Annotated in this window: 28 protein-coding genes; 19 read left to right on the forward strand and 9 right to left on the reverse strand. The window is 62.1% G+C overall.

Annotation, left to right across the window (positions count from 1 at the left end; genetic code table 11):
- From CWO89_RS46030 to CWO89_RS21765, 17 genes are all read left to right on the forward strand, one after another.
- Positions 1-1,303, forward strand: a 1,303-nt coding sequence (locus tag CWO89_RS46030) for a C40 family peptidase (protein ID WP_502702911.1), incomplete at its 5' end; no start/stop codon positions are given.
- Positions 1,304-1,312: 9 nt separating this feature from the next.
- Positions 1,313-1,858, forward strand: coding sequence for a DNA circularization N-terminal domain-containing protein (locus CWO89_RS21690; protein ID WP_130580782.1), 546 nt, complete (start codon positions 1,313-1,315; stop codon positions 1,856-1,858).
- On the forward strand, positions 1,855-2,523 hold the full coding sequence (locus tag CWO89_RS21695; protein ID WP_130580783.1) for a hypothetical protein: 669 nt from the start codon (positions 1,855-1,857) through the stop codon (positions 2,521-2,523). The genes CWO89_RS21690 and CWO89_RS21695 overlap by 4 nt, the downstream gene beginning before the upstream one ends.
- 20 nt (positions 2,524-2,543) lie before the next feature.
- Entirely contained in the window at positions 2,544-3,707 is a 1,164-nt protein-coding gene (locus tag CWO89_RS46035) for a phage baseplate assembly protein (protein WP_165421272.1), read from the forward strand.
- Positions 3,708-3,720: 13 nt separating this feature from the next.
- Positions 3,721-4,689 (forward strand): phage baseplate assembly protein domain-containing protein, encoded by a 969-nt coding sequence (locus tag CWO89_RS21700; protein WP_165421273.1) that lies wholly within the window; start codon positions 3,721-3,723, stop codon positions 4,687-4,689.
- A gap of 3 nt (positions 4,690-4,692) precedes the next feature.
- Positions 4,693-5,214, forward strand: a complete 522-nt coding sequence (locus CWO89_RS21705; protein ID WP_130580785.1) for a phage GP46 family protein — start codon at positions 4,693-4,695, stop codon at positions 5,212-5,214.
- Positions 5,215-6,336: a baseplate J/gp47 family protein gene (locus CWO89_RS21710; RefSeq protein ID WP_130580786.1), complete on the forward strand. Its 1,122-nt coding sequence runs from the start codon at positions 5,215-5,217 to the stop codon at positions 6,334-6,336. It begins immediately after the preceding gene.
- Positions 6,333-7,115: a YmfQ family protein gene (locus tag CWO89_RS21715; RefSeq protein ID WP_130580787.1), complete on the forward strand. Its 783-nt coding sequence runs from the start codon at positions 6,333-6,335 to the stop codon at positions 7,113-7,115. Before CWO89_RS21710 ends, CWO89_RS21715 begins: the two co-directional genes overlap by 4 nt.
- Positions 7,116-7,182: 67 nt before the next feature.
- Positions 7,183-8,448, forward strand: coding sequence for a hypothetical protein (locus CWO89_RS21720; RefSeq protein ID WP_130580788.1), 1,266 nt, complete (start codon positions 7,183-7,185; stop codon positions 8,446-8,448).
- Positions 8,449-8,459: 11 nt separating this feature from the next.
- Complete coding sequence (locus tag CWO89_RS21725) at positions 8,460-8,684, forward strand: hypothetical protein (protein ID WP_130580789.1); 225 nt, start codon at positions 8,460-8,462, stop codon at positions 8,682-8,684.
- Between the two features lie 3 nt (positions 8,685-8,687).
- Positions 8,688-9,035 carry a hypothetical protein gene (locus CWO89_RS21730; protein WP_130580790.1) on the forward strand — a complete coding sequence of 116 codons (348 nt, stop codon included), beginning with the start codon at positions 8,688-8,690 and terminating at the stop codon, positions 9,033-9,035.
- Positions 9,032-10,591 (forward strand): hypothetical protein, encoded by a 1,560-nt coding sequence (locus CWO89_RS48880; protein WP_207234534.1) that lies wholly within the window; start codon positions 9,032-9,034, stop codon positions 10,589-10,591. Before CWO89_RS21730 ends, CWO89_RS48880 begins: the two co-directional genes overlap by 4 nt.
- Positions 10,591-11,763, forward strand: a complete 1,173-nt coding sequence (locus tag CWO89_RS21745; RefSeq protein WP_130580792.1) for a tail fiber domain-containing protein — start codon at positions 10,591-10,593, stop codon at positions 11,761-11,763. The genes CWO89_RS48880 and CWO89_RS21745 overlap by 1 nt, the downstream gene beginning before the upstream one ends.
- Positions 11,756-11,962, forward strand: coding sequence for a hypothetical protein (locus CWO89_RS21750; RefSeq protein ID WP_130580793.1), 207 nt, complete (start codon positions 11,756-11,758; stop codon positions 11,960-11,962). Before CWO89_RS21745 ends, CWO89_RS21750 begins: the two co-directional genes overlap by 8 nt.
- A 6-nt stretch (positions 11,963-11,968) precedes the next feature.
- Positions 11,969-12,298 (forward strand): hypothetical protein, encoded by a 330-nt coding sequence (locus CWO89_RS21755; RefSeq protein WP_130580794.1) that lies wholly within the window; start codon positions 11,969-11,971, stop codon positions 12,296-12,298.
- A gap of 2 nt (positions 12,299-12,300) precedes the next feature.
- Positions 12,301-12,531, forward strand: a complete 231-nt coding sequence (locus CWO89_RS21760) for a hypothetical protein (protein ID WP_130580795.1) — start codon at positions 12,301-12,303, stop codon at positions 12,529-12,531.
- Positions 12,532-12,609: 78 nt separating this feature from the next.
- Positions 12,610-12,855, forward strand: a complete 246-nt coding sequence (locus tag CWO89_RS21765) for a hypothetical protein (protein ID WP_130580796.1) — start codon at positions 12,610-12,612, stop codon at positions 12,853-12,855.
- A 76-nt stretch (positions 12,856-12,931) separates the two neighbouring features.
- Here CWO89_RS21765 and CWO89_RS21770 read toward each other — a convergent pair whose 3' ends face one another.
- The 8 genes from CWO89_RS21770 to CWO89_RS21805 all read right to left on the reverse strand — a co-directional run bounded on the left by CWO89_RS21770 (position 12,932) and on the right by CWO89_RS21805 (position 16,936).
- Positions 12,932-13,168: a hypothetical protein gene (locus tag CWO89_RS21770; protein WP_130580797.1), complete on the reverse strand. Its 237-nt coding sequence runs from the start codon at positions 13,166-13,168 to the stop codon at positions 12,932-12,934.
- A 44-nt stretch (positions 13,169-13,212) separates the two neighbouring features.
- Complete coding sequence (locus CWO89_RS21775) at positions 13,213-13,950, reverse strand: hypothetical protein (RefSeq protein WP_130580798.1); 738 nt, start codon at positions 13,948-13,950, stop codon at positions 13,213-13,215.
- Between the two features lie 406 nt (positions 13,951-14,356).
- Positions 14,357-14,632, reverse strand: a complete 276-nt coding sequence (locus CWO89_RS21780; RefSeq protein WP_130580799.1) for a hypothetical protein — start codon at positions 14,630-14,632, stop codon at positions 14,357-14,359.
- A gap of 2 nt (positions 14,633-14,634) precedes the next feature.
- Positions 14,635-14,952, reverse strand: coding sequence for a hypothetical protein (locus tag CWO89_RS21785; protein WP_130580800.1), 318 nt, complete (start codon positions 14,950-14,952; stop codon positions 14,635-14,637).
- Complete coding sequence (locus CWO89_RS21790) at positions 14,942-15,358, reverse strand: helix-turn-helix domain-containing protein (protein WP_130580801.1); 417 nt, start codon at positions 15,356-15,358, stop codon at positions 14,942-14,944. Before CWO89_RS21790 ends, CWO89_RS21785 begins: the two co-directional genes overlap by 11 nt.
- On the reverse strand, positions 15,345-15,749 hold the full coding sequence (locus CWO89_RS21795; RefSeq protein ID WP_130580802.1) for a hypothetical protein: 405 nt from the start codon (positions 15,747-15,749) through the stop codon (positions 15,345-15,347). The genes CWO89_RS21790 and CWO89_RS21795 overlap by 14 nt, the downstream gene beginning before the upstream one ends.
- A complete protein-coding gene (locus CWO89_RS21800) occupies positions 15,742-16,443 on the reverse strand; it encodes a hypothetical protein (protein WP_130580803.1) in 702 nt (233 codons plus the stop codon). Before CWO89_RS21800 ends, CWO89_RS21795 begins: the two co-directional genes overlap by 8 nt.
- Entirely contained in the window at positions 16,412-16,936 is a 525-nt protein-coding gene (locus CWO89_RS21805) for a hypothetical protein (protein ID WP_165421274.1), read from the reverse strand. Before CWO89_RS21805 ends, CWO89_RS21800 begins: the two co-directional genes overlap by 32 nt.
- 667 nt (positions 16,937-17,603) lie before the next feature.
- On the opposite strand from CWO89_RS21805, the gene CWO89_RS21810 reads away from it, so the two are divergent.
- Complete coding sequence (locus CWO89_RS21810) at positions 17,604-18,359, forward strand: AraC family transcriptional regulator (protein WP_165421275.1); 756 nt, start codon at positions 17,604-17,606, stop codon at positions 18,357-18,359.
- A gap of 109 nt (positions 18,360-18,468) precedes the next feature.
- The gene (locus tag CWO89_RS21815) at positions 18,469-18,777 is read left to right on the forward strand and encodes a hypothetical protein (protein WP_130580806.1); all 309 of its coding nucleotides are present in this window, start codon (positions 18,469-18,471) and stop codon (positions 18,775-18,777) included.
- Between the two features lie 3 nt (positions 18,778-18,780).
- On the opposite strand, the gene CWO89_RS21820 is transcribed toward CWO89_RS21815, so the two are convergent.
- On the reverse strand, positions 18,781-20,181 hold the full coding sequence (locus CWO89_RS21820) for a tyrosine-type recombinase/integrase (RefSeq protein ID WP_130580807.1): 1,401 nt from the start codon (positions 20,179-20,181) through the stop codon (positions 18,781-18,783).
- Between the last annotated feature and the right edge of the window lie 178 nt (positions 20,182-20,359).

Below are 20,359 nucleotides of genomic sequence, written 5' to 3' on the forward strand. Positions count from 1 at the left end.
CGGCGGCGCGCCCAATGGCAGCGACGTCGGCGGCGGCATTTCACCCGCCGGCAATCAGGCCTCCGGCAACGGCGAGGCCGGTCCGGCGCAGGCGCTGGCCTTCGCGCGGCAACATCTCGGCGAAGATGAAATCCGCGATCAGACCAAACTGAGCGGTTTCTTCCGCGAGAACGGCATCAAGGTTAATCCGGCAACCACGGCGTGGTGCGCGGCATTCGTCAATTCCAATCTTGCGAAGGCCGGCATGAAGGGCTCCGGCTCGCTGGTTGCAACGAGTTTTCTAAATTACGGCTCGGCGGTCAAACCGGGAAACGTGCAGCCGGGCGACATCGGCATATTGGCGCGGGGCCGCAGCGCCGGCCAGACCGGCGGGCATGTCGGTTTTCTTACCGGTTCAACGCGAAAGAATCCGCGAACCGGTGAACTGGAGTACGAAATGCTCGGCGGCAACCAAGGCGGCACCGCGTCCGGACAAGGCGGCGTGTCGACGCAATGGCGTTCAGCCTCGCAAATTACAGCGCGCCGTCCGGATTGGGATCGCAGCCAAGTCGCCAACAACGGTCAGACCGCAGGCCCGGGCGGAGGCCAACGCGCGGGCGATACGCCAGCCGGGGGCAAGGGTGGCGGCGGATACCTGCAAGAGCAGCGCGCGCCGTTGATGGCCGAGCTGAACGATCCGGCAGTCAAGGCCAAGCTGTCGCAACTGCAGGCCTATGAGGGCGGCGGCGCCGCCACGGTCGAGGCGCTGTACAACCGGGTCTCGATGATCCGGCAAAAAGTGCCCGGCTACACCCTCAAGGATGAACTGAACAGCCGCTTCTACGCGATGAACAAGCCGGGCATGGGCGCCAAATCGATCAGCCCGGCGCAGCAGCGAGAATTCGACAAACAGGTGGCGGCGGTCGGCGGTGGCAGCAACCTGATCCAAGGCCGCACCAACCAAGGCATGGAGGGCGATCCCGGCACCCATCTGCCCGGTCGCGTCGCGGTGCCAGGATCGAGCGAGGTTTACAACTATTGGGAAGGCCGGCGGCGCGGCGTTGAATTTTCGACCGGTGCGAGCGCGGCCTTCGCGGCACGTAATCAGCAGGCCATCGCCGATCGCGCCCAAGTCGATCGCGCACAGGCCAACGCCACCAAGGTCGAGGGCACCGGCAAGATCAGCGTCGACGTCAACGCGCCGAAGGGCACCAAAGTCGGCGCCGAGGGCGGCGGCCTGTTCAAGGAAGTCGAGGTCAACCGGCAGACCCAGATGGAGCCGGCCAAGCGCTCGGCGACCAACGAAGAACCGATGAACATCTAGGAATGATCGATGGCGACGATCTTCGATCTGCCAACGGCGTGGCGCAACCGCTATATGCCGGCGTCATTCCGCAACGCGCGTTTCCATTGCGAGGTCAACAGCCGGGAAGGCGGCCGCAGCATCGTCGAACACGTGTTTCCGAAAAAGGAATTGCCCTACGCCGAGGACATGGGCCGCGTCGCGCGCACGTTTTCGATCCGCGCCTATTGCATCGTCTATCCCTATGACGACGCCGCCAACGACATCCTGTATCGCCGCGACTATCAGCTGGCGCGCAACCGCCTGATCGCGGCGCTGGAGGAGGAAGGCCCGGGCCGGCTGCGCTTGCCGACCTTGGGCGACCAGATCGTGGTGTGCCCGCGCTATCGGATTACGGAGGAAGAAAAGCTCGGCGGCTATTGCGTGTTCGATATCACGTTTCAAGAGCAAGGCCTCGATCCGCAGACCTGGACGCCAGCCATCGATACCGCTGGCAAATTGATGAATGAGAGCCAAAACCTGCGCAACCAGGCGCAGCGCGTGCTGGCTAATCCGCCGGCCGGGGTCAACGCATGAAGCGGCAGGACGCCATCGAAGCCGCCGGCATCGTCGACCGCATGCTGGCCAACCTGATCGCGACCGTGCCGCCGAAGGGCCGCGCCGGCTCGCAGGCCCGCACCACGATCGGCGACACCCGCGCCAATGCCTTGAAGCTGTTGATCCATGACGACATCGGGCCATCGCTCGATGCCTGCTTTGACGACGCCCGGCTCGCCGGGTCCACGCTGCAGCAGATCGAGAGCGTGCGGCGCCAGCTTGATGCCGAGACCACCGCGACGTTGGGCGGCATCCTGGTCAAGAACGCCAGTGTGCGGTTTTGCCTCGCCACCGAGGCCGCGATCATCGCCCGGATGGAGTTCGTCAGCCGGCAGAGCGTCGCGCTGATCAAGAACGAGATGGCGCAGCCCTTCGCCGAGGCCGAGGAGATCGCGGCCGACGATATGGATTCGATGACCTATCAGGCGTTGATCCGGCTGCAGGCGGCGATCACCAATCATCTGGTCGAGACCGCGCGCCCGTTGCCGCGCATGCTGCGCTACCAGTTCGCCGCGGTGCTGCCATCGCTGATGCTGTCCTATCGGCTCTATGACGACGCCTCGCGCGCCGATGAAGTGCGGCAGGAAAACAAGATCGTGCATCCGGCGTTCTGCCCGACCGAGGGCTTGGCGCTGTCGCAATGAGCGAACCTTAAGGAGATCACATGCCGCGACCCCAGGAAGTCGCGCAGCTGGTGGTCGCCGGCTTGATCTTCGAAGATTGGGAGACCGTCGAGGTTTCGAGCGATTGGGCGGAAGCCTTCAGCCATTTCAAGTTCACCGCGGCCGAGCGCGACACCGAGGTGACGACGGCGCGCGGCAGGGTGCCGCTGTGGCAGAAATTGCAGTTCAAGCCGGATGATCAGTGCACCATCCTGCTCGCCGGCCAGCTCGCGATCACCGGTTTCATCGAAGTGCGTCAGGTGGCCTATGACGCCACCCAGCACGGCGTGATGCTGATCGGCAAGAGCCTGACCGCCAACGCGGCGAAATCCAGCGTCGACACCAAGACCGGGAATTTCGACGACAAGAACGTGGTCCAGGTCGCGCAGGAAGTGGTCGCGCCCTACGGCGTCGGCATCAAGGTAGTCGGGTCGCCGGACCTGACGCCATTCCCGAAATTGCAGAACAATCCCGGCGAATTGGTCTGGGATTTCCTCGAGCGCATCGCGCGCCCGCGCGGCGTGGTGATGGGCTCGGATGCGCACGGCAGCTTCCTTTTGATCGGCGAGCACACCGGCACCATCGTCAGCGAGCTGATCGAGGGCATCAACATCAAGTCGTGCCAATGCGTGATCAGCCATGAGCACGTCTATACCGAGCACAAGGTGATCGGCCAGCACGCCGCCAGCGACGACAATTCCGGCACCGCGGCCAGCGAGCTGAAATGCAGCGTCACCGGCATGTCGGGCTCGATGTTCTCCAAATTGATCACGCCGGCCGAGCAGCCGGTGAAGACGCAGCCGGAAGTCTGCAACCGCGCCAAGTATGAAGCGATCTGGCACAACGGCACCAACGTCACCGCAACCATCGTAGTGTACGGCTGGCTGCGCGACGGCCGATCGTTGTGGCAGCCCGGCGATGACGTTCACGTCTATTCGCCGATGGCGATGCTGGACATGCCGATGAAGATCCAGCGCGTCACCTTCACCCAGGATCGCAACACCGGCACCCTGACCAAGCTCGATGTGGTGGCGCCGTGGCTGCTGCGCGACAGCATGGGCTGGGATGTCCGCCACCCCAACCAGCCCGGCGGGCAGACCATCGGCGATCCGGCACCGACACCGCCAGCGCCGGAGACACCGGCCGCACCGACAGCATCCACATAGAGAGAGCATTGCAATGCATCGCGCCACGCCGCTCAACACGTCGTTCCTCGGCTACGTCTCCGGCGGCGCCCGCAGCGTCGTGGAAGGCGTCGACGACAGCAAGGCGATGCAGGAATCCAGCAGCCATTTCATGGCCAACGAATCCAGGAAGGCGATCGAGGCGCCGCAGAATTACGGCTTCACCAGCGTGGTGATGGACGCCACCAAGGACAAGAACGGCAACATCACCGCCAGCGCCGAAACTTTCGTCAGCTTCATGGGCGGCAATCGCTCATTTCCGGTGGTCGGCAATATGGACGATCGGCGCTACCGGCTGAAAGAGCTGGAGAAGGGCGACGTCGCGATGTTCGACCATTTCCAGCACCAAATCCACATGAACAAGGATGGTGTGTTCATCACCGGCCGCACCGACAAGAAACTGAAGTTCCAACTTGGCGAGCCGCCGCAGGATGATCAGCAGCAATCGAGCGGCAGGAACGTCGAGGCGAGGGCCGGTGGCGGCAGCGAAAGCGGCGGCCAGAGCAGCCAGAAGCCGAAGGGCCAGAAGAAACGCTACGACAAGGGCGGCAAGCAATATCTGGAGGTCACCAAAGACACCACCAATCTGGTGCATGATCAGACCATCAACTACAAGACCGGCACGCACACCTTCTCCGCACAGCCCGGTGCCGCGTTGCGCGAGGACGGCACGCCGATGGCCGGCGGGCCGCTGGTCAAGATCATGGGCGACAAGTTCACCCAAGGCTTCGGCGAATTCACCAAGCAGGTGACTGCCGCGCCGGCCACCGCGGCGCAGCACCTTGCCACCAAGGGCCAGCTCGATACCGCGGTCAACGCGGTGATGAGCTACATCAATTCCATCATCCCGCACGTCAGCAAGACGGAAGACGGCCGGTTGGTGATCGATGGGGACTTGGTTGTGAACGGCGACCTGATCGTCAACGGCGTGGTGCGTGCCCATGCCTTCGAACGGGTCGGATGAGCCATGTCGAACGAGATCAACGTTCCCGACATCCGGCTGGTCCAGAACAACGTCTTTCCGAAATATTCGGTCACGGTCGACTGGTCATTGCTGGATAACGGCACGCTCGACGACACCCAGGCCTTGGCCACCGCCGTGATTGTCGCGCTCGGCACCGACGCGCTCGCCGACAAAGACGACATTCTGCCGGACCCGGATTCGACCGACCGCGCCGGTTGGTGGGGCAACATGGATGCCGAGCTGTTGTGGAATGGCTGGCCGATCGGATCGAAGCTGTGGCTGCTGCGGCGCTCCAAGATCGATTCCCCGGCCTCCCGTAACGGTGCCACCGTGGTGCTGGTCGAGCAGTACATCCGCGACGCCATCCAGCCGTTCGTCGATCGGCGCATCTGCACCGGCTTCGATGTCTGGGTGTCGCGGATCGACAAGCAGCGGATCGATGCCTTGATCCGGATTTACCGCGGGCCGGAGCGCGAGATCGAGCTGCGCTACGCCGTGCTCTGGGACGCATTAGCGGGGTCATAGATGCCTTGGCAAACGCCAGCCTTGCGCGAGGTGCGGAGCCTCGTGCGCGACAGCCTGCGCGCCTCGCTGCCGGGCGCCGACGCCAACGTGCCCAACAGCGTGCTGCGCGTGCTCTCCGACAACCAGGGCGCGCTGTGTCATCTGACGCTGCAATATATCGACTGGCTGGCGCTGCAGCTGCTGCCCGACACCGCGGAGACCGAATGGCTCGATCGCCACGGCCAGATCTGGCTGGTCAATGCCGACGGCTCGAAAGGCCGCAAGCTGGCCACCTTGGCGTATGGCACCGCGAGCTTCACCGCCACCATCGACGGCACCGTGATTCCGGCCCACACCCAGCTGCAGAGCGGCGTCGCCATGCCGCCCGGCTCAACATCGCCCTATAACGCGGTGACGTTCGAGACCCTTGAGGATATCACCACATCGGCCGGCTCTCCGGTGACCGGGCCAATCCGCGCGCTCGATCCCGGCGCGTTCGGCAATCTGCCGGCCGACAGCGCGTTGTCGATCTATCCGCCAGTGCCCGGCGTCGACACCATGGCCACCGTGGTGACGATGACCCGCGGCACCGACGACGAAACAGATGAGCAGCTGCGCGACCGCATTCTGCGCCGGATACAGCAACCGCCGATGGGCGGCGCGGCCTATGATTATGAGCATTGGGCGCTGGCGGTGCCCGGCGTCACCCGGGCGTGGGCGGCGCCGCAGGAAATGGGCATCGGCACCATGACGGTGCGGTTTCTGATGGATGACCTGCGCGCCGCCAATGACGGCTGGCCCGAGGTCCAGGACATCGAGGCGGTCGCGGCCTACATCGACAAGATGCGGCCGGTGACGGTCAAGGACTGCTTCGTGGTCGCGCCGATCAAACAGTTCATCGATATCGGCATCGCCGAGCTGCCCAACACCGACGAGACCAAGGCCGAGATCGAAGCCAGCCTGCGCGAGATGCTGCATCAGATGGCGGCGCCAGGGGCGACGATTTATGCGGCCTGGGTGTCCTACGCGATCATGAATGCGCCGAGCGTACAGTCGTTCAGGCTGGTCAGCGACGACGATTATGTGATGCCCTCGCCGGGCCACATGGCCGTGCTCGGCAACATCGTCTATGACGTGCCATGAGCGATCGGCATCTGCGCAGATCGGGCGACGACTACCGCGATGCCTTTCTTGAGCTGTTGCCGCAGGGCCAGGCGTGGCCGAAGCACACCATGGACAGCGTGCTGTGGCAGGTCTGCGATGGATTGTGCGATTATTGGGGCTTCGTCGATAGCCGCGCCGCCGATCTGTTAGAGCAGGAAAGCGCTCCGCGCATCACGCAGGAGCTGCTGCCGGACTGGGAGCGCAACTGGGGTCTGCCCGATCCCTGCTACTCCGCGCCGCAAACCATCGGCGAGCGGCAGCGCGCGCTGGTCATGCGGATGACGTTGCTCGGCGCGCAGTCGCGCCAGTTCTATATCGATGTTGCGGCTGAGATCGGCTACTCGATCACCATCAGCGAATATCGCCCGTTCATGGTTGGGCTGGACCGCTGCGGCGACAATCGCGTCTATGGCGACGGCTCGGTGCCGATGTTCAGCCCAACCTGGTTTTGGCCCTATGCGCCGATCGTCAACCCGAACGGCGAACCGGTCGGTGATGGTGAATTGTCGGAATGGCCGAACTACGGTCTCGGGCCGCCGGAGAACCGCTTCTATTGGACCGTGCACGTCCACAAGACCAGCCTGACCTGGTTTCGGGTCGGTGCGGGCGGCGGCCAGACCGGTATCGATCCGCATCTGCGCATCGGTCACGCCGAAGACCTTGAATGCATCCTGCAGCGCTGGAAGCCGGCGCACACCGAAATCATCTTCGATTACTCCGGCCTGACACCCGACGACCCGATGGCCGGGACACCTTAGCAAACCGACCCTCTTTCTGACCTGAACCAACAGCAGCTCTCGCGAGCCGCTGCGAGAGGACGCGCGCATGCAATACAACCAGCCTTATGGCGTGAGCGATCCCAACGCCCCGTACCTCAACGGAAACCCAGCCACCGGTCAGGCTGGAAGCATCCCGCCCGCGGCATCGATTGAGTATCCGCAGCGCGAGATCGTCGCACTGATCAATAAGAACGGCATCACGCCCGCCAATTCCGATCTGACCCAGCTTGCGCAAAGCGTGCAGCAGCAGAAGCCGAATTACGGGGTCGATGCCGGAACGGCGAACGCCTATCAGGTGACGCTCGATCCGGCTCCAACAGCGTACCGCGATGGGCTGACGGTTCGGATGCTGGTCACGCATTCGCCGACCGGGCCATCGGTGCTCAATGTCAACGCGCTGGGGCCAAAGCCGATCAAGAAGCGCAGCGGCAAGGACATTCAGGCCGGTGAGTTCTGGGCCGGTGACGTTATTGAACTGGTCTATGATGGCAGCGTCTTCTTTGTGATCGGCGCGAATGCCGTTTCGATGTTGTCGGCCTCGCTGGATTACTATGTGGCGACCACGGGCAGTGACACGTTGAATGATGGCCTGACACCCGGCACGCCATTTGCGACCGTCCAGCACGCCATCAACGTGACGATGAGCTTCAATCTTAACGGCTATCAGGTCACCATTCATGTCGCCAACGGCGTCTATAATGGTCAGATTTCCTTGCCGCTGATGAACGGTTCTGGTGCCGTGAAGATCACAGGCAATCCTGGCTCACCTGGGTCGGTTCAATTCACGCATAATCTCGGTACGACGATCCTTTGCGCAGGTCCGGGTTATTGGTTGGAGGGTTGCAAGATCAGTTGCACGGCCGGCAATCCTGCGGTCGGTGACAACGGCAATTGTCTCTGGTCGCATGGCAACAATGGCGGCATCACCGTGAACAACATCGAGTGGGGTGTTGCGGCCTATGGTCAGATCGTGGCGACCGATGGCGGCACCGTCGGTCTTACCGGAAGTCACACGATCAGCGGCAGCGCGACGTATCACTTCTGGTGTCAGGTCAATTCGCTGATCATCCTCAATCCGGTCACCAGGCCGACGTGGAATATCCCGGCACCTGCAAGCTTCTCCGGTGCGTTCTGCTACACGTCGATGCTCGGTGTGTGGGTCAATCCGATGGGCACGACGACCGGTTATGGCAACGTGACCGGCAAGAAATATCAGGCCGACATGAACAGCACCATCGTCACCGGACAGGGCGTCAACCATTTCCCCGGCAACGTGGCTGGAGCGACGTCGACCGGCGGTCAGTATATGTGAGGAGGGAGAGCATGACATTCGACGTTCGCAATTGGTATTGGATCGCCGATGACGGCCGCGTCTTTGGTAGCGTCCAGCGGATGGTCGTGACCGAGGACGATCCTGATTACGTCGCCTGGGTTGGGAAAATCGGGGAGCGAGCTTACCCGTGGCCGCGCGATGTCGATGGCAACCAGACCGAGGCGGCGTTGCTTGACATGCTCGGTCAATTCAATGTTCAGATCAAGACGGCATGATGCATGGTTGCCACCGTCAACATCTCGACCGAAAGCGACGCCGACTTCCGGCGCGTGTTTGTCTATCAGACGGTGTCGGGTGTGCCGATCGATCTGACCGGCTCGGCGTTTCACATGATGCTTCGGGCGCGCGCTGAAGACGCCACCGTCGCGATGGAGCTGACAACGGAGAACGGCCGGATTGTCGTGCTCGATGCCGTGAACGGCAAGTTCGAGCTGATTATCGAACAGGAGGATCTCGAAAGGCTCACTGCAGGCGAATACGATCAATCGCTGATCCGGTCGAGAGATGGCGCGCAGAGCCGCGTCTGGCGTGGCACCTTCACGCTTGGTGTAGGGCCATCGCGATGATCGAAGTTGTTGTGATCAACAACGATGACGAGGTCGCGATCAGTCAGGACCCGCCGGACGATGTGGAGGTCATCTCCGGCGATGAGGTTTCGATCATCCAGACCTTGGAGGAAGGGCCGCCTGGTCCGAAAGGAGACAAGGGCGACAAAGGCGATTCAGGCCCGCCGGGCGAGCCAGGCCCGAAGGGTGATCAGGGTGATCAGGGCGAACAGGGTCCCGAAGGTGAGCAAGGCCCGCAAGGCGAGCAAGGCCCCCAAGGCCCCCAGGGTGATCCAGGACCGCCGGGGCCAACTGGTCCGCCCGGCCCCGCCGGCACCGCCACGGTCATCGTCTCCGACACGCCGCCGGTTGGCGTCGCCGACAGCACGCTGTGGTGGGAGAGCGACACCGGCATTCTCTACTTCAGGTACAATGACGGCACCTCGACGCAGTGGGTGATCGCCTGCCCGCAGCCCGATCTCGGCTCGTTCCTCCTCAAGACCTACAATCTGTTCGACGTGCCCGACAAGGCGCAGGCCCGCGCCAATCTGGGCGTGCAACCCTATAACGAAAGTTACAACTACGTCGTCAACGGCGCGATGATGATCAGCCAGGAGAACGGCCAGACCGACAGCATTGCTTCGGGTTGGTATCCGGTCGATATGTTTTCCTACGTCGGCGGTGGCATCTCCGGCGCGGCATCGGTGCAGCAACTCAGCAAGGCGACGCCGGGAGGGTCGCCCTATCGCATCCGCGCCACGGTGACGAGTGCGCAGCCATCGATCGCGGCCGGCGGCTTTCTGCAATTTTACCACGCGCTGGAAGGCTTCGATGTCGCCGATCTGTTGTTCGGAACGTCTGCCGCTAAAACCGTTACGCTGCGCTTCGGCGTCAACGCTCCGGCCGGCACTTGGAGCGCGACGTTCGATGGTCCGCCGGCTGCCGGCCGCTCCTACACCGCGGAATACACCATCTCCGCGGCCGAGGCCGGCAAGGATGTCGTGAGATACATCACTGTCCCGGGCGACGTGAGCGGTGCATGGGCCAAGGACAACATGAGAGGGCTACTTGTCCATTGGGCCTTAGTGAGCGGCGCGAACTACCAGCAAGCGCCGGGATCATGGACGGCCGGCGGGTTCTGCGGCTCGCCCAACCAGTTCAATTTCCTGGGCACGGTCGGCAACGTGTTCGAATTGTTCGACGTTGCGCTCTATCAGGGTTCGTCGGCACCCGCTTATAAAGTGCCGAACTATCAGCAAGAGCTGCTGAAGTGCCAGCGGCAGGCTTGGATATGGAGTACGACGGCTGCAGTGATCAGGCTGGCAATTTCTTACAATGACACGGCTGCTGGCACCCAATTCGTTATTCCTTTGCCGACGATGATGCGTGCGACGCCGACCTTGATTGTCAGCGGTTTGACCTCGAACGGAGGTGCTATTTCGTCCGCCAGTGCCAGCATGGTTGGCAACATTATGGCGGTTGCCGCGGCAGGGAGCGGCTTTGCGGTCGGGGCATCGCAGATTTACAGTCAAGGTGCCGGCGGCGGTGGTTTTCTCAAGGCTCTGGCGAGGTTGTGATGGCGCTCGATTTCCCCAGCTCGCCGACGCTTGGCCAGGTCTACCCGCCGAGCCCGATCGTCGGCATCCCGAACTATCGCTGGGATGGCGAGAAGTGGACCACGGTCGGAATGCAGATCGGCACCGCTCCGCTGCTCTATGCCGATGGCTCGGTGCCGATGACCGGGCAGCTCACATTGGTGGCGCCACCGGTTGCGAACAGCGACGCCGCGGCCAAGAGCTACGTCGACGGCAAGTCCGCCGGCATGGTGGCCAAGGCCGGCGACACCATGACCGGACAATTGGTGGTCGCGGCTCCAGATAGCGTCGTGATCAATGCACCTGCTGGTAGTTACGCCCGGTTTGGTTCGAACGTGGCTGGTGCGCGGTGGTGGTCGTGGGGCACCGGGACCGATGCGCGGTGTCGCATCACCGACGAGACCGGGGCCAATGTCGTGCTCACGCTCAGCTACGACAACAATCACGGATTGACCGGCCATTTCTCAGTGAGCGGCAATCTGAACGTCGGTGGCGTGGCGGCGGTGGCCGGTCAAGTGATTTCGAATGCCGGCGATGGTTTCAAATGCAATGCGCCGGCTGGTGGCTTTGCACGGTTGCTGACAAACGTCGCCGGCTCGCGATCCTATTCCACCGGTTGCTGGAACGACGGCAAGTATCGCATCACCGACGAATCGGCCGCCAACCCATTGCTGGTCCTGGATTACTCGACGACGCACCATCAATTGACCGGCACGCTCTATCATACCGGCGGCGCCGCCTATAAGCCCGGCGGCGGCACGTGGACCGACAGCTCCGATGCGCGGATCAAGACCGTGCGCGGTCACTATGAGCACGGTCTGGATGAAATCCTGCAACTGCAGCCGGTGTGGTACACGTTCAAGGGCAATGACACCCATGAGCCGCCGCCGCCCGGCAAGGCTGCACAGTCGCCGTATGCGGAGAGCTTCCACTATGCGATGGCCGAGGCCCGCACCAAACTTGTCGGTCTGGTGGCGCAAGACGCTGAACGCCCGATGCCCGAAATGGTGGATCAAGTCGAAGGCTATATCGACGGCAAGCCGGTCAGCGACCTGCGCACGCTGGACACCACGCCGCTGATCTACGCGCTGGTGAATGCGGTCAAGACCCTGAGCGCGCGCGTCGACGCTTTATCAGGGTCGTCCCATGGCTGATTATCGCCTCACCGCAACCGACGCCGTCATCCGCACCACGGACAATGCCGGCATCCCAAATGATCCCGCCAACCACGACTGGATCGCATATCAAGGCTGGCTCGCCGCTGGCGGGGTGCCCGATCCGTACCAGCCGCCGATTAATCCCGAGCTGGACAGTTTTGCCGGAAAGACCATTGCGCAAGTTCTGGGAGTCTAGTAGTCCATGTCCGCGCACGATCTGATCGCGACGGCGTCCAATGCAGACTTCGCCGGTCGCGTCATGATGCTGATGTTCAAGACGGCGCAGAACGTTGCCAGCGAGGACCCGGCCACGCCCGATCATGACGTGCGGATCGACTATGCGGGTCGCGTCATTCGCGGTGACGAGCAGCCGCAGCTCGTCGCAGCGCACGTCATCTCATCGAACCCGACGATCGCCGCGACCATCGAAAGTGATCCGGAACAGTACGGCGCCAACGTGCCGGACGGTGACATCGAATTTGCGCTGGCCTCGATCTGGACGGCGCGCTCGCTGGCTTTTGCGGCGGTGTGACCATGGGCGTCGCTGAGGAAGGCGGCAAGGTCGCGACCGCGACGGTCGAGAGCCTGAAGAGCCAGCCCCTGGCGCTGGCGCTTGTCGTCGTCAACGTGCTGTTCTTGCTCGGCGGCGGCTACATCCTGCACGACATCGCCCAGAACCTGAAGGGACAGCAGGAACGAAAAGACATGCTGCTCGCCGACCTGGCGCGGCGATGCATTACAGCTTCACCGCAGAAGCAGGAATAACCGCGCGTCCCAAAAAGACCGATCTCCCGAACTGCCCCGCTCCGGCGGGGCTTTTTCTTGGCCTGATAGGAGGACACGATGTGCTTTTCTCTTGTATGGGTTCAACAGCTTATCATCTGGCTGATCGTCATCGGCGCGGTGGTCGCGATCATCAAGCTCCTGATCCCGTTTCTCGACAGCCTGACCGGCATGCCGATCATCGGCCGCATTCTCATGATCGTGCTGTGGGCGTTCGTCGCCATCGCCGTCGTGGTGATCATCTTCGGGCTGCTGTCCTGCCTGCTCGGAGGTAGCGGCACCCTGGGCTTTCCCCCCATCAGGTAGCCGGGTCGAAGACCTGCCACCCTATCCGCCCGCGCCGCCGTCCATCTGCAAAGGCTGCTAGCCGCCTTGATCGTCTTTACTGCTCATGTGCCCCGCCTTCGGGCGGGGCTTTTTTTGTTGCGCGGATGATGCATCGCACGTTGTCCTCGGCAAGATCCAGTTCAACAGCGATCTTCTGGAGCCGTGCCCGATCCATCTCCCGGTCGGCTTCCTGCTGCCGCGACAAAATCTTTTGGGCTTTCGCCCGCGAAATTTCGAGCAACTGATACAGGATGATCAGTTCGCTTAGCTCATAGTTGGTACGCTCTGCCATGCCCCGTCCCTTCCGGCGTTTAAAGTTTCATTCGTATGCGCGCCCTAAGCTTCGCCAGCGAATGATCGGTTTCGGCGCATGGGCTTCGGTACATCTTTTCGCCTTGTAACCAATTCGAGGTTCAGCTTGCGGCGGCATCGGCCTTTCGAGGTTTCCAGCACCCCCTTGCGTTGCAAATAGTAGAGCTTGCGATGGGCGATCTTGATCGGGATATCGGCGGCTTTGGCGATGGCTTCGATCGAATTCCAGCCGTCGGACATGCAGGAAACAATATCGACGCCACGGAATGGCTGTTGCTTCTTCGCGGGCGCTTCGACAGCCGGCGGCGCGGGTTCGACTGCTGGCGCTGCTACCGGTGCTCCTGGCGTCGCAACCAGTTGATCGAGCCGCATGGTGAGATGAAGTACGAGGTCGGTGAGGTCGGCGATATCGGTGCGTAGCGACCTAAGCAGTTCGCGGTCGGTCTCTACCGGCTGCGGGATTTGCAGCGCCTTCTCCAGCTTGCCGACCGGTTGCGGGATTTGCACCGGCTGCGGCTGCTTCTTAACCTCCTCCTTGAGGGTAAGGCCGTCCTGCCGGAATAATTGCCGGATGCGAGCGCGCTCATTCAAAAACCACCGATGGTCGCTCGGCGTTTTGGCCACGATGTGAGACCGTACAGGCTTGTACGGCGATACCTGCCAGCGGATCTCAATGTGGCCGCTGCCTCGAAAGCGGTGTTCAAATTTGACGCCCCACAAATCAAATTCAGAGGACATCATTCGAAGCGGATCGTCAGCCATGCGTTTCCTCGCTGCTATGCGTTGTTCCCGAACGTGCTGCGCTCGTCTCGCCACCGCGTTCGCCTCGGTCAGGCGGGGTCTGGCCATGCGTTGCCAGCCAGGTTATGTCGCGGTGTCGATCTGCGGCGAAACAATCGTCGCAGATAAAAAATCGGCGAACTTCGGGGTGGCGCCAGATACCGCGACCCCGCCGGCACAGCACGCAATCGTTCTTGTAGGAGGTTGAGCGCGCCTCAAATCGCGTCATATGCTCTGCTCCGTTTCATCGAGGTTGGTCCTCCGGCCCGCCGCCCGCTGGGGCTGGGGGCAGCGGTTCGGGCGACGGGCCTTCGGACCACTGCAACCGGTTTTTTGGATGGGACACACCCCGGTCGCAGCGTATTGTTTCAGCCGATGTTCTTGTCCCTCATTGCTTGCGTGCTCTGACCTGGAGCCATGCCTCGGCCGTGAGCTGGCAAAGTTTGTTGCGGCGGATCTGCCGCGCCTCCGCAGGCGTCGGTTCACGCAAGCCATCGATGGTATTGGCTGCGAAGATTCCCCAACTGCCGCAGGACACGCAGAGCGTGGAATCGCCATCGCTCGGCACCGGCTCCGGTCCGATCACGGAGCCCTCGGCGATGGCGCTGGCCGCTGTATGCACGGCGCCACACAGCCAGCATCGCGTGATCATCTCCGTCGTCACGGCTACAGCCTGCCGTGGCGCGCGAGCAGAGCGGCGCGGCGGTTGATGCCGCACCACAGCTCGGGCGAACTGATCCCGAGCTTCCCCCCGAGCAGCTCGTCGATTTGCCGGTGCGCGCCGACAAGTTCATTGAGCAGTTCCTCGCGGATGGTCATTGCGTCGGCGAGAATGGCGGTCGCCTTGTTGCGCGCGATGCGTTGCCGCTGCATCATTGGCTGTTTCTCTCGAAACGCGAACTGGTCGATGATTCGCGCGGCGCGGTCGATCAGGCCTTGGTCCTCCATGGGCCTGGGCAGGTTTTCGGCTGGCTCATCTATCATCTGACAAAGCCTCCCTCGAAAAAACGTCGATCGCCCGAACCACGGCACGCAGCAGCCTTGCATCCTCTCTGAGCCGCATGACGGCCTCGAACAAGTCGTGACCTTCCTTGGTCGCGAGGAATTGGTCGATTGCTGACGGCAGATTTCGACCGGTCTCGGCGAGGAGAACTGCGACCTCGGTCTCAAGCTGGTTGGCGATCTGCTGCAGCCGGATCGCACCGACGCGGTTGATGCCTTTCTCGTACTTCTGGATTTGCTGGAAGCTGACCCCCAGCGCGGCGCCGAGCTGCGTCTGGCTGAGATTCTTCTCCAGTCGGCGCCGCCGAATCCGCTGACCGACCAGGAGGTCACTGTCAGTCGGCCCGCGCGGCTTAAGACCGGCGAGCGGCGGTTTACGCTGTCCCATTTCTTATTTGCTCCCGCCATGTCCGTTTTGTCTTGGCCTTGGCTTTGCGTTTCTTGGTTTTGGCGAGCGTGGCGCGGTAGGCCTTGAATTCCTCCCGTGCTTTCGGCAATTCGGTCTCGTAGTCGGGCTTGGCGTCGCGGACTAGGTCGTATTTGTAGCCGAGCGCTCCGGCCATCTTGGCGAATGTGGTGTGCTGTGGTCGGCGCGTCTTGCCGCCGAACATGTTGGACACCGTCGACGCCGACAGGCCAGCCAGTATCGCGAGATCGCGATCCTTGAGCCGGTCCTTCCGGTGCAGCGTCTCGAAGCGCTCGATTTCCGGATCTCGATCTTGCGAATTGTAGGTGCGGCTGAGCCAGAGGCTGCCAGAATTGTGTCCTAGTTTACGCATTGGTCGTCTCCCCAGCCGGCGACCCGCTGCCATTCAGGCGTGATGCCGTTGTTCGTTCTGCAGCCGACTTCTTCGGCTTGGTTGGCGTCTTCTTTCGCGTCACTGCGGCGTACTCGCCCGCACCGATTCGCTTGATGGTCTTCGCGCCGAGCAGTTTGACGATGATCGGGCTGACGGATTTCCCTTTGCGCTCCTGCTGGCGAAACAGCTCGCGGAGCTGCGCCACCGTGAAGCTCTTGCGGTTGCGGATGAAGCGCTCGATTTCCTCACGGCCGGTGCGCTCGTGCTTGACCGTCTTGGATGCTGCCTTGTGTGGCTTCGGCGATTCCAGCGCCTTGACGTCCGCGCGCGCGTAGTTGCCCGAGGACAGCTTCTTGAGCGTGCCCTTCTCGACCATGGTCCGCAGCGCGGTGTAGCAGGCGCCGTTAGTCCGCCCGTCGGCGCGAAAGTGACGCACCGCATCGATGGCCTTGAAGGTCGGATGGTCCGCGATCCAGGCGGTGAGGAAATCCTCCGCCTTGATGTCATGCGCGGTTTTGCTCGCGAACGCAGGGATGTCCGTTCTCAGCTCATAGCCGATGTTCCTGACCCCCATCCGGGTCAGCATGGCGATGATCGGCCCCACTTCGTGGGCCTGCGCCTCACAGTGGATGAAAAAGTGGTCAACCTCCGGCGGTTTCTCTCTCTTGGTCATGGCGCGTCCTTTCAGTCATTGGCGCTTCCGCGAGCGCTTTGAGGACCTCTCCGAACGTATGCGTTCGGGGGTCCGAAGTGCCGTCCATCTCGTGCCAATCTCCATCGGCAGCGAAGGGCGGCGCGAACAGCGCGAGGGCCTCGCGGCTGTTAAATCGGATCAGGGCAGCGAATCCTTTCTCGGCACGGCGATACAGCCATCGCCGCAACGCGGCGTCGCGGTGTGCATCGCGGTGACGAGGGTCGACCCAGATCTGAACGACTTGGATGTTGGTCAGCTCGCCAGTCGTGTTATCGCGTAGCGAGATGTAGTCCGGCATCATGTCGATGACGTAGTGCGAGCGATCGGGCCGCGATAGATCAGCGGCGTCATCGTCGACCAGCCAACGGCAGGACCACAGTTGGCATTCCGGTGGCATCGATGCCCGGCGATAGACAGTGCAGCCCTTCAGGAATTTTTGATAATCGCACGTTTTGCCTGCCGGTTTTCCCAACGGCGGGACCGGTAGCAATTTGCAGCAAAGCGAGCAGCTGCCGCATTGACGATTCATCGTGGTCCTTTGGCGTTTCGTTTTTTTGTTCGTCACGGTTGTGTGACTTGTATCAATTGAACTGTGGCGAAAACGCGCTCGCAACTTTTGTCTAAGTTGCTAACCTCGGCGTGCATTCTGTCGTGTGGTTGTTGTCAGGCGTTGCGCGCTCGCGCGTCTTATGCGCTGTAAAAAACGGGATAAAGTAGCACCCTATATGTCAGGCTGGCGTACCATCGATGCAACCTGCACGTTGGCACGATCCGCATAGGTCGCTGTCGCGGTTGCGCCTGCTATGCAAGCAACTCCTGAGCGCTCTCTTTTTTTGGCAGGTCAATACGTAAGTTGCGTCATCAATCTTCACTGCGATTGTGAGGAATTGTTAGTTTAAGAATCGGCAATGGGCGCGCTACCAACGTGCATGGTAGCGGTCACGGTACGACGGACGCCATTTTCCGATTTCGAAATGCTGCGCGATGCAGTGCAGGATGCGCCTACGGAAATCGTGCAGCTTGAGCACGGCAAGATGGTGGGCGAGCTGACGCACCTGACGCTTGGCCGTCTCGGCGCGTCTAGCGGCATCTTCTCGCGCGGTCTGCGCTCACGCGGCATCTTGAGCGAAGGCCGATTGATGCTCGGCATGATGCTCGATGGTGCACCGGCCTTGTTCCAAAACGTTGAAGCGCAACCCGGCGACCTCATCATCATCCAGCCTCGATATGAGCTGTATGCGCGCTATTTCGGCATCAATGTTTATGCATCGATCTTCGTCGAACCCGAGGAGCTGTTTGCGTTTCTCGGCACCGAGCCTGCCGTGCAGGATGCTGCCGTATGGCGCCAGCCGTTCACGGTGCTGACGGCTGATACAGCCGTCGCTCGCGCCCGCGCCGCAGGATTGCGGATGCTGCTGACGGCGATCGGGCGTGAAGGGCTGACCATGTCGGCCGAGACCGCCGAGTATTACAGGCGCCGCATTCTGGAATTGATGACCGCCCCGGTGATCGATCGCTGGCGCTATCGCCCTATTCCGGTGCGGTCTGCTCTGGCGCTGGTGCGCGACGTCGACCGCTTCTTGATCGAGACCGGTTCAAAGCGGGCGCACCTCTCCGACCTGGCCCACCAGTTCGGCGTGTCTCCTCGCGCCCTGCAGCGCGCTTTTGCTGACGTCCTCGACGTGCCACCGATGGAATTCTTTCGCCGCACGCGACTGGGCCATGCGCACACCGCGCTGCTGACGGCGGCGCCCGGCGATACGGTCACGGGGATTGCGGTCGATCACGGCTTCGCCGATGTCGGCCGGTTCGCGCGGGACTATCAAGCGCTATTCGACGAGCTGCCGTCCGAGACCTTGCGGCGGCGCAATGTCATTGTGCGTCGCGAAGCTTGACGACACATTCGGCTAATTTGTGAGCGACCTCACTTACCCGACCTGCGTTCGAGGTCAGTATGTCGGTGTCAATGCTGGCTTAGGAAAAACGGAACCAAGGAGAAAGACTGTGCGCAACACCATGTGCCTTCGCATTGCTGCGGTGTTCGTCTTTTCACTCACTGCGGCGATGCCGGCGTTCGCGACCAAGACGGGCACGGCTCTCGGAATCTGTATCTCTCGCGGGACAGATTGCACCGTCGCGAACAAGGGCGACAACTACGAGATTTGCGTCAAAAACACGAATGGCACCCAATGCGTGAGCTGCGGCAATCTCGCTCAACCAAGCGATAAGCAGACTTGCTCGGTGCAACGAAGCGCAAAACCGGGGGGACGTCCGTATGATGTCGGCCCCGCCGGACTCCTGGCGGACGAGTAAGTATTAGGCAGCGAGCTTGATGACCTGCGCGCCGTCGCGCATCGCGTCGACCTTGTCGGCCCAGAACTGCATCAGGTCCGCGCGCTCCGTCAGTCGGCCGCCGCGATTATAGATCGCGCGCGTCGACGCGTCGTCATGATCGAGCTGGACCTCGATCAACGCGCCTTGCTCCGGCCAGCGTACGCTCTGGTGTCCGTTGATGGTGACGCGTTCGGCGTTGAGCATGGTCGACGCCGACGAGCGGAAGCCGTGCGCGCAATGGATGCCCTGATAGCCAAGCTCGACCAGCGCATCGTTGAGCCGACCGGTGGGCATCCCGATTTCCTTTTCGGGGTCGTCCTTGCTGACGCCGGGGAACAGGTACCGGCTGTTGCCGGTCAGCTTGCGCAAATCCATCAGCACCGCCACGGCCTGACGCGACAGCGGCACGACCAAGTCGCGCGCGGCGCTGTCCTTCTTTGCCTTCCGGCGCTGGCTGAACATCTTGAGCTTTGCCGCCGGGATGGTCCACTGGTTGACCTCGCCGCCGTATTCGATCTCCGACCATTCGGCCTGCTCGACGTTGCCGGGGCGGACGAACGTCAGCGCCAAGAGCTTCAGACCGATCAGCTCGTGACGATGCCGCGTCGTCTTGAGCTTGTCGGCGCGGTGGCTATCGATTTTGCGCAGCAGCTCGCCGAACGGCTTCGGCTCGATGATCGCCGGGCGGTTCTCGGTGGCATGGTCCGCGAAACCTTTCGACGCGCTCAGGCGATCGAACGGGGCGTAGTCTTCCGGCCACATGCCGCGCGGTACCGCATAATCGATAATGTCGCGTGCGGCCGGAAGCAGGCGGCGGCGGGTCTCGTATTCGTTCTCGAACGCGACGAGGATCGGCGAGAGGTGGCTGCCCTTGACCAGATCGGTGGTGATGTGACCGAACCCAGGCACCTTGATGCCGTCGCGCTCCACGCCCTCGCAGAGATAGCGAACCATGTTCTCGGCGCGGTTCTTCGTCTTGTACGATTTGCCCTCAAGCGTGGTCAGCCATCCGTTCGCGACCTTGGCGAAACGGGGAAAGCCGTTCGCCTCCGGCGCCAGCTCGCCGAGCTGCTTAGCCGCCAGCGGGTCGATGCCGGCCTTGAGCTGCTTGCGCGCCGCCGTCAGTTTCTCCATCGCCTCCGCGACCTTGATCTCCGAGAGGAGGCCGAACGTGATGGTCTTGCGGATCGGCTCGCCGATGTGCTTGCCCTCGGTGTAGGTGCCGAACGCATAGTCCCAACGAAAGATCTTGGTACCGTTCGGCTTGACCAGGAGATAAAGCCCAGAGCCGATGCCGTGGCGATATTGCGCCTTGCGCGGCGCGAGCTTGGCTAGCGCGTCGTCGGTGATGCCCTTGCGTTTGGTCGGTGTCCTGTTAGGCATTTGCGGTTATTCCCCTCTTGCTTCGAGTCTGCATTTGAGTCTGAAATCCGCCCCAACAATCGCGAACGAGGGCGAACGGTTACTGAGGGGAAAATAGGCAAAAGATTAGAGAAAACAAGGGGTTCGCGGTTTAGCCGGAGGCTGGCGGACAGCTGGAAACAACAAAAAACGGACATGG

Origin of the sequence: Bradyrhizobium sp. Leo170, assembly GCF_004296405.1 — a bacterium.
GTDB lineage: Bacteria > Pseudomonadota > Alphaproteobacteria > Rhizobiales > Xanthobacteraceae > Bradyrhizobium.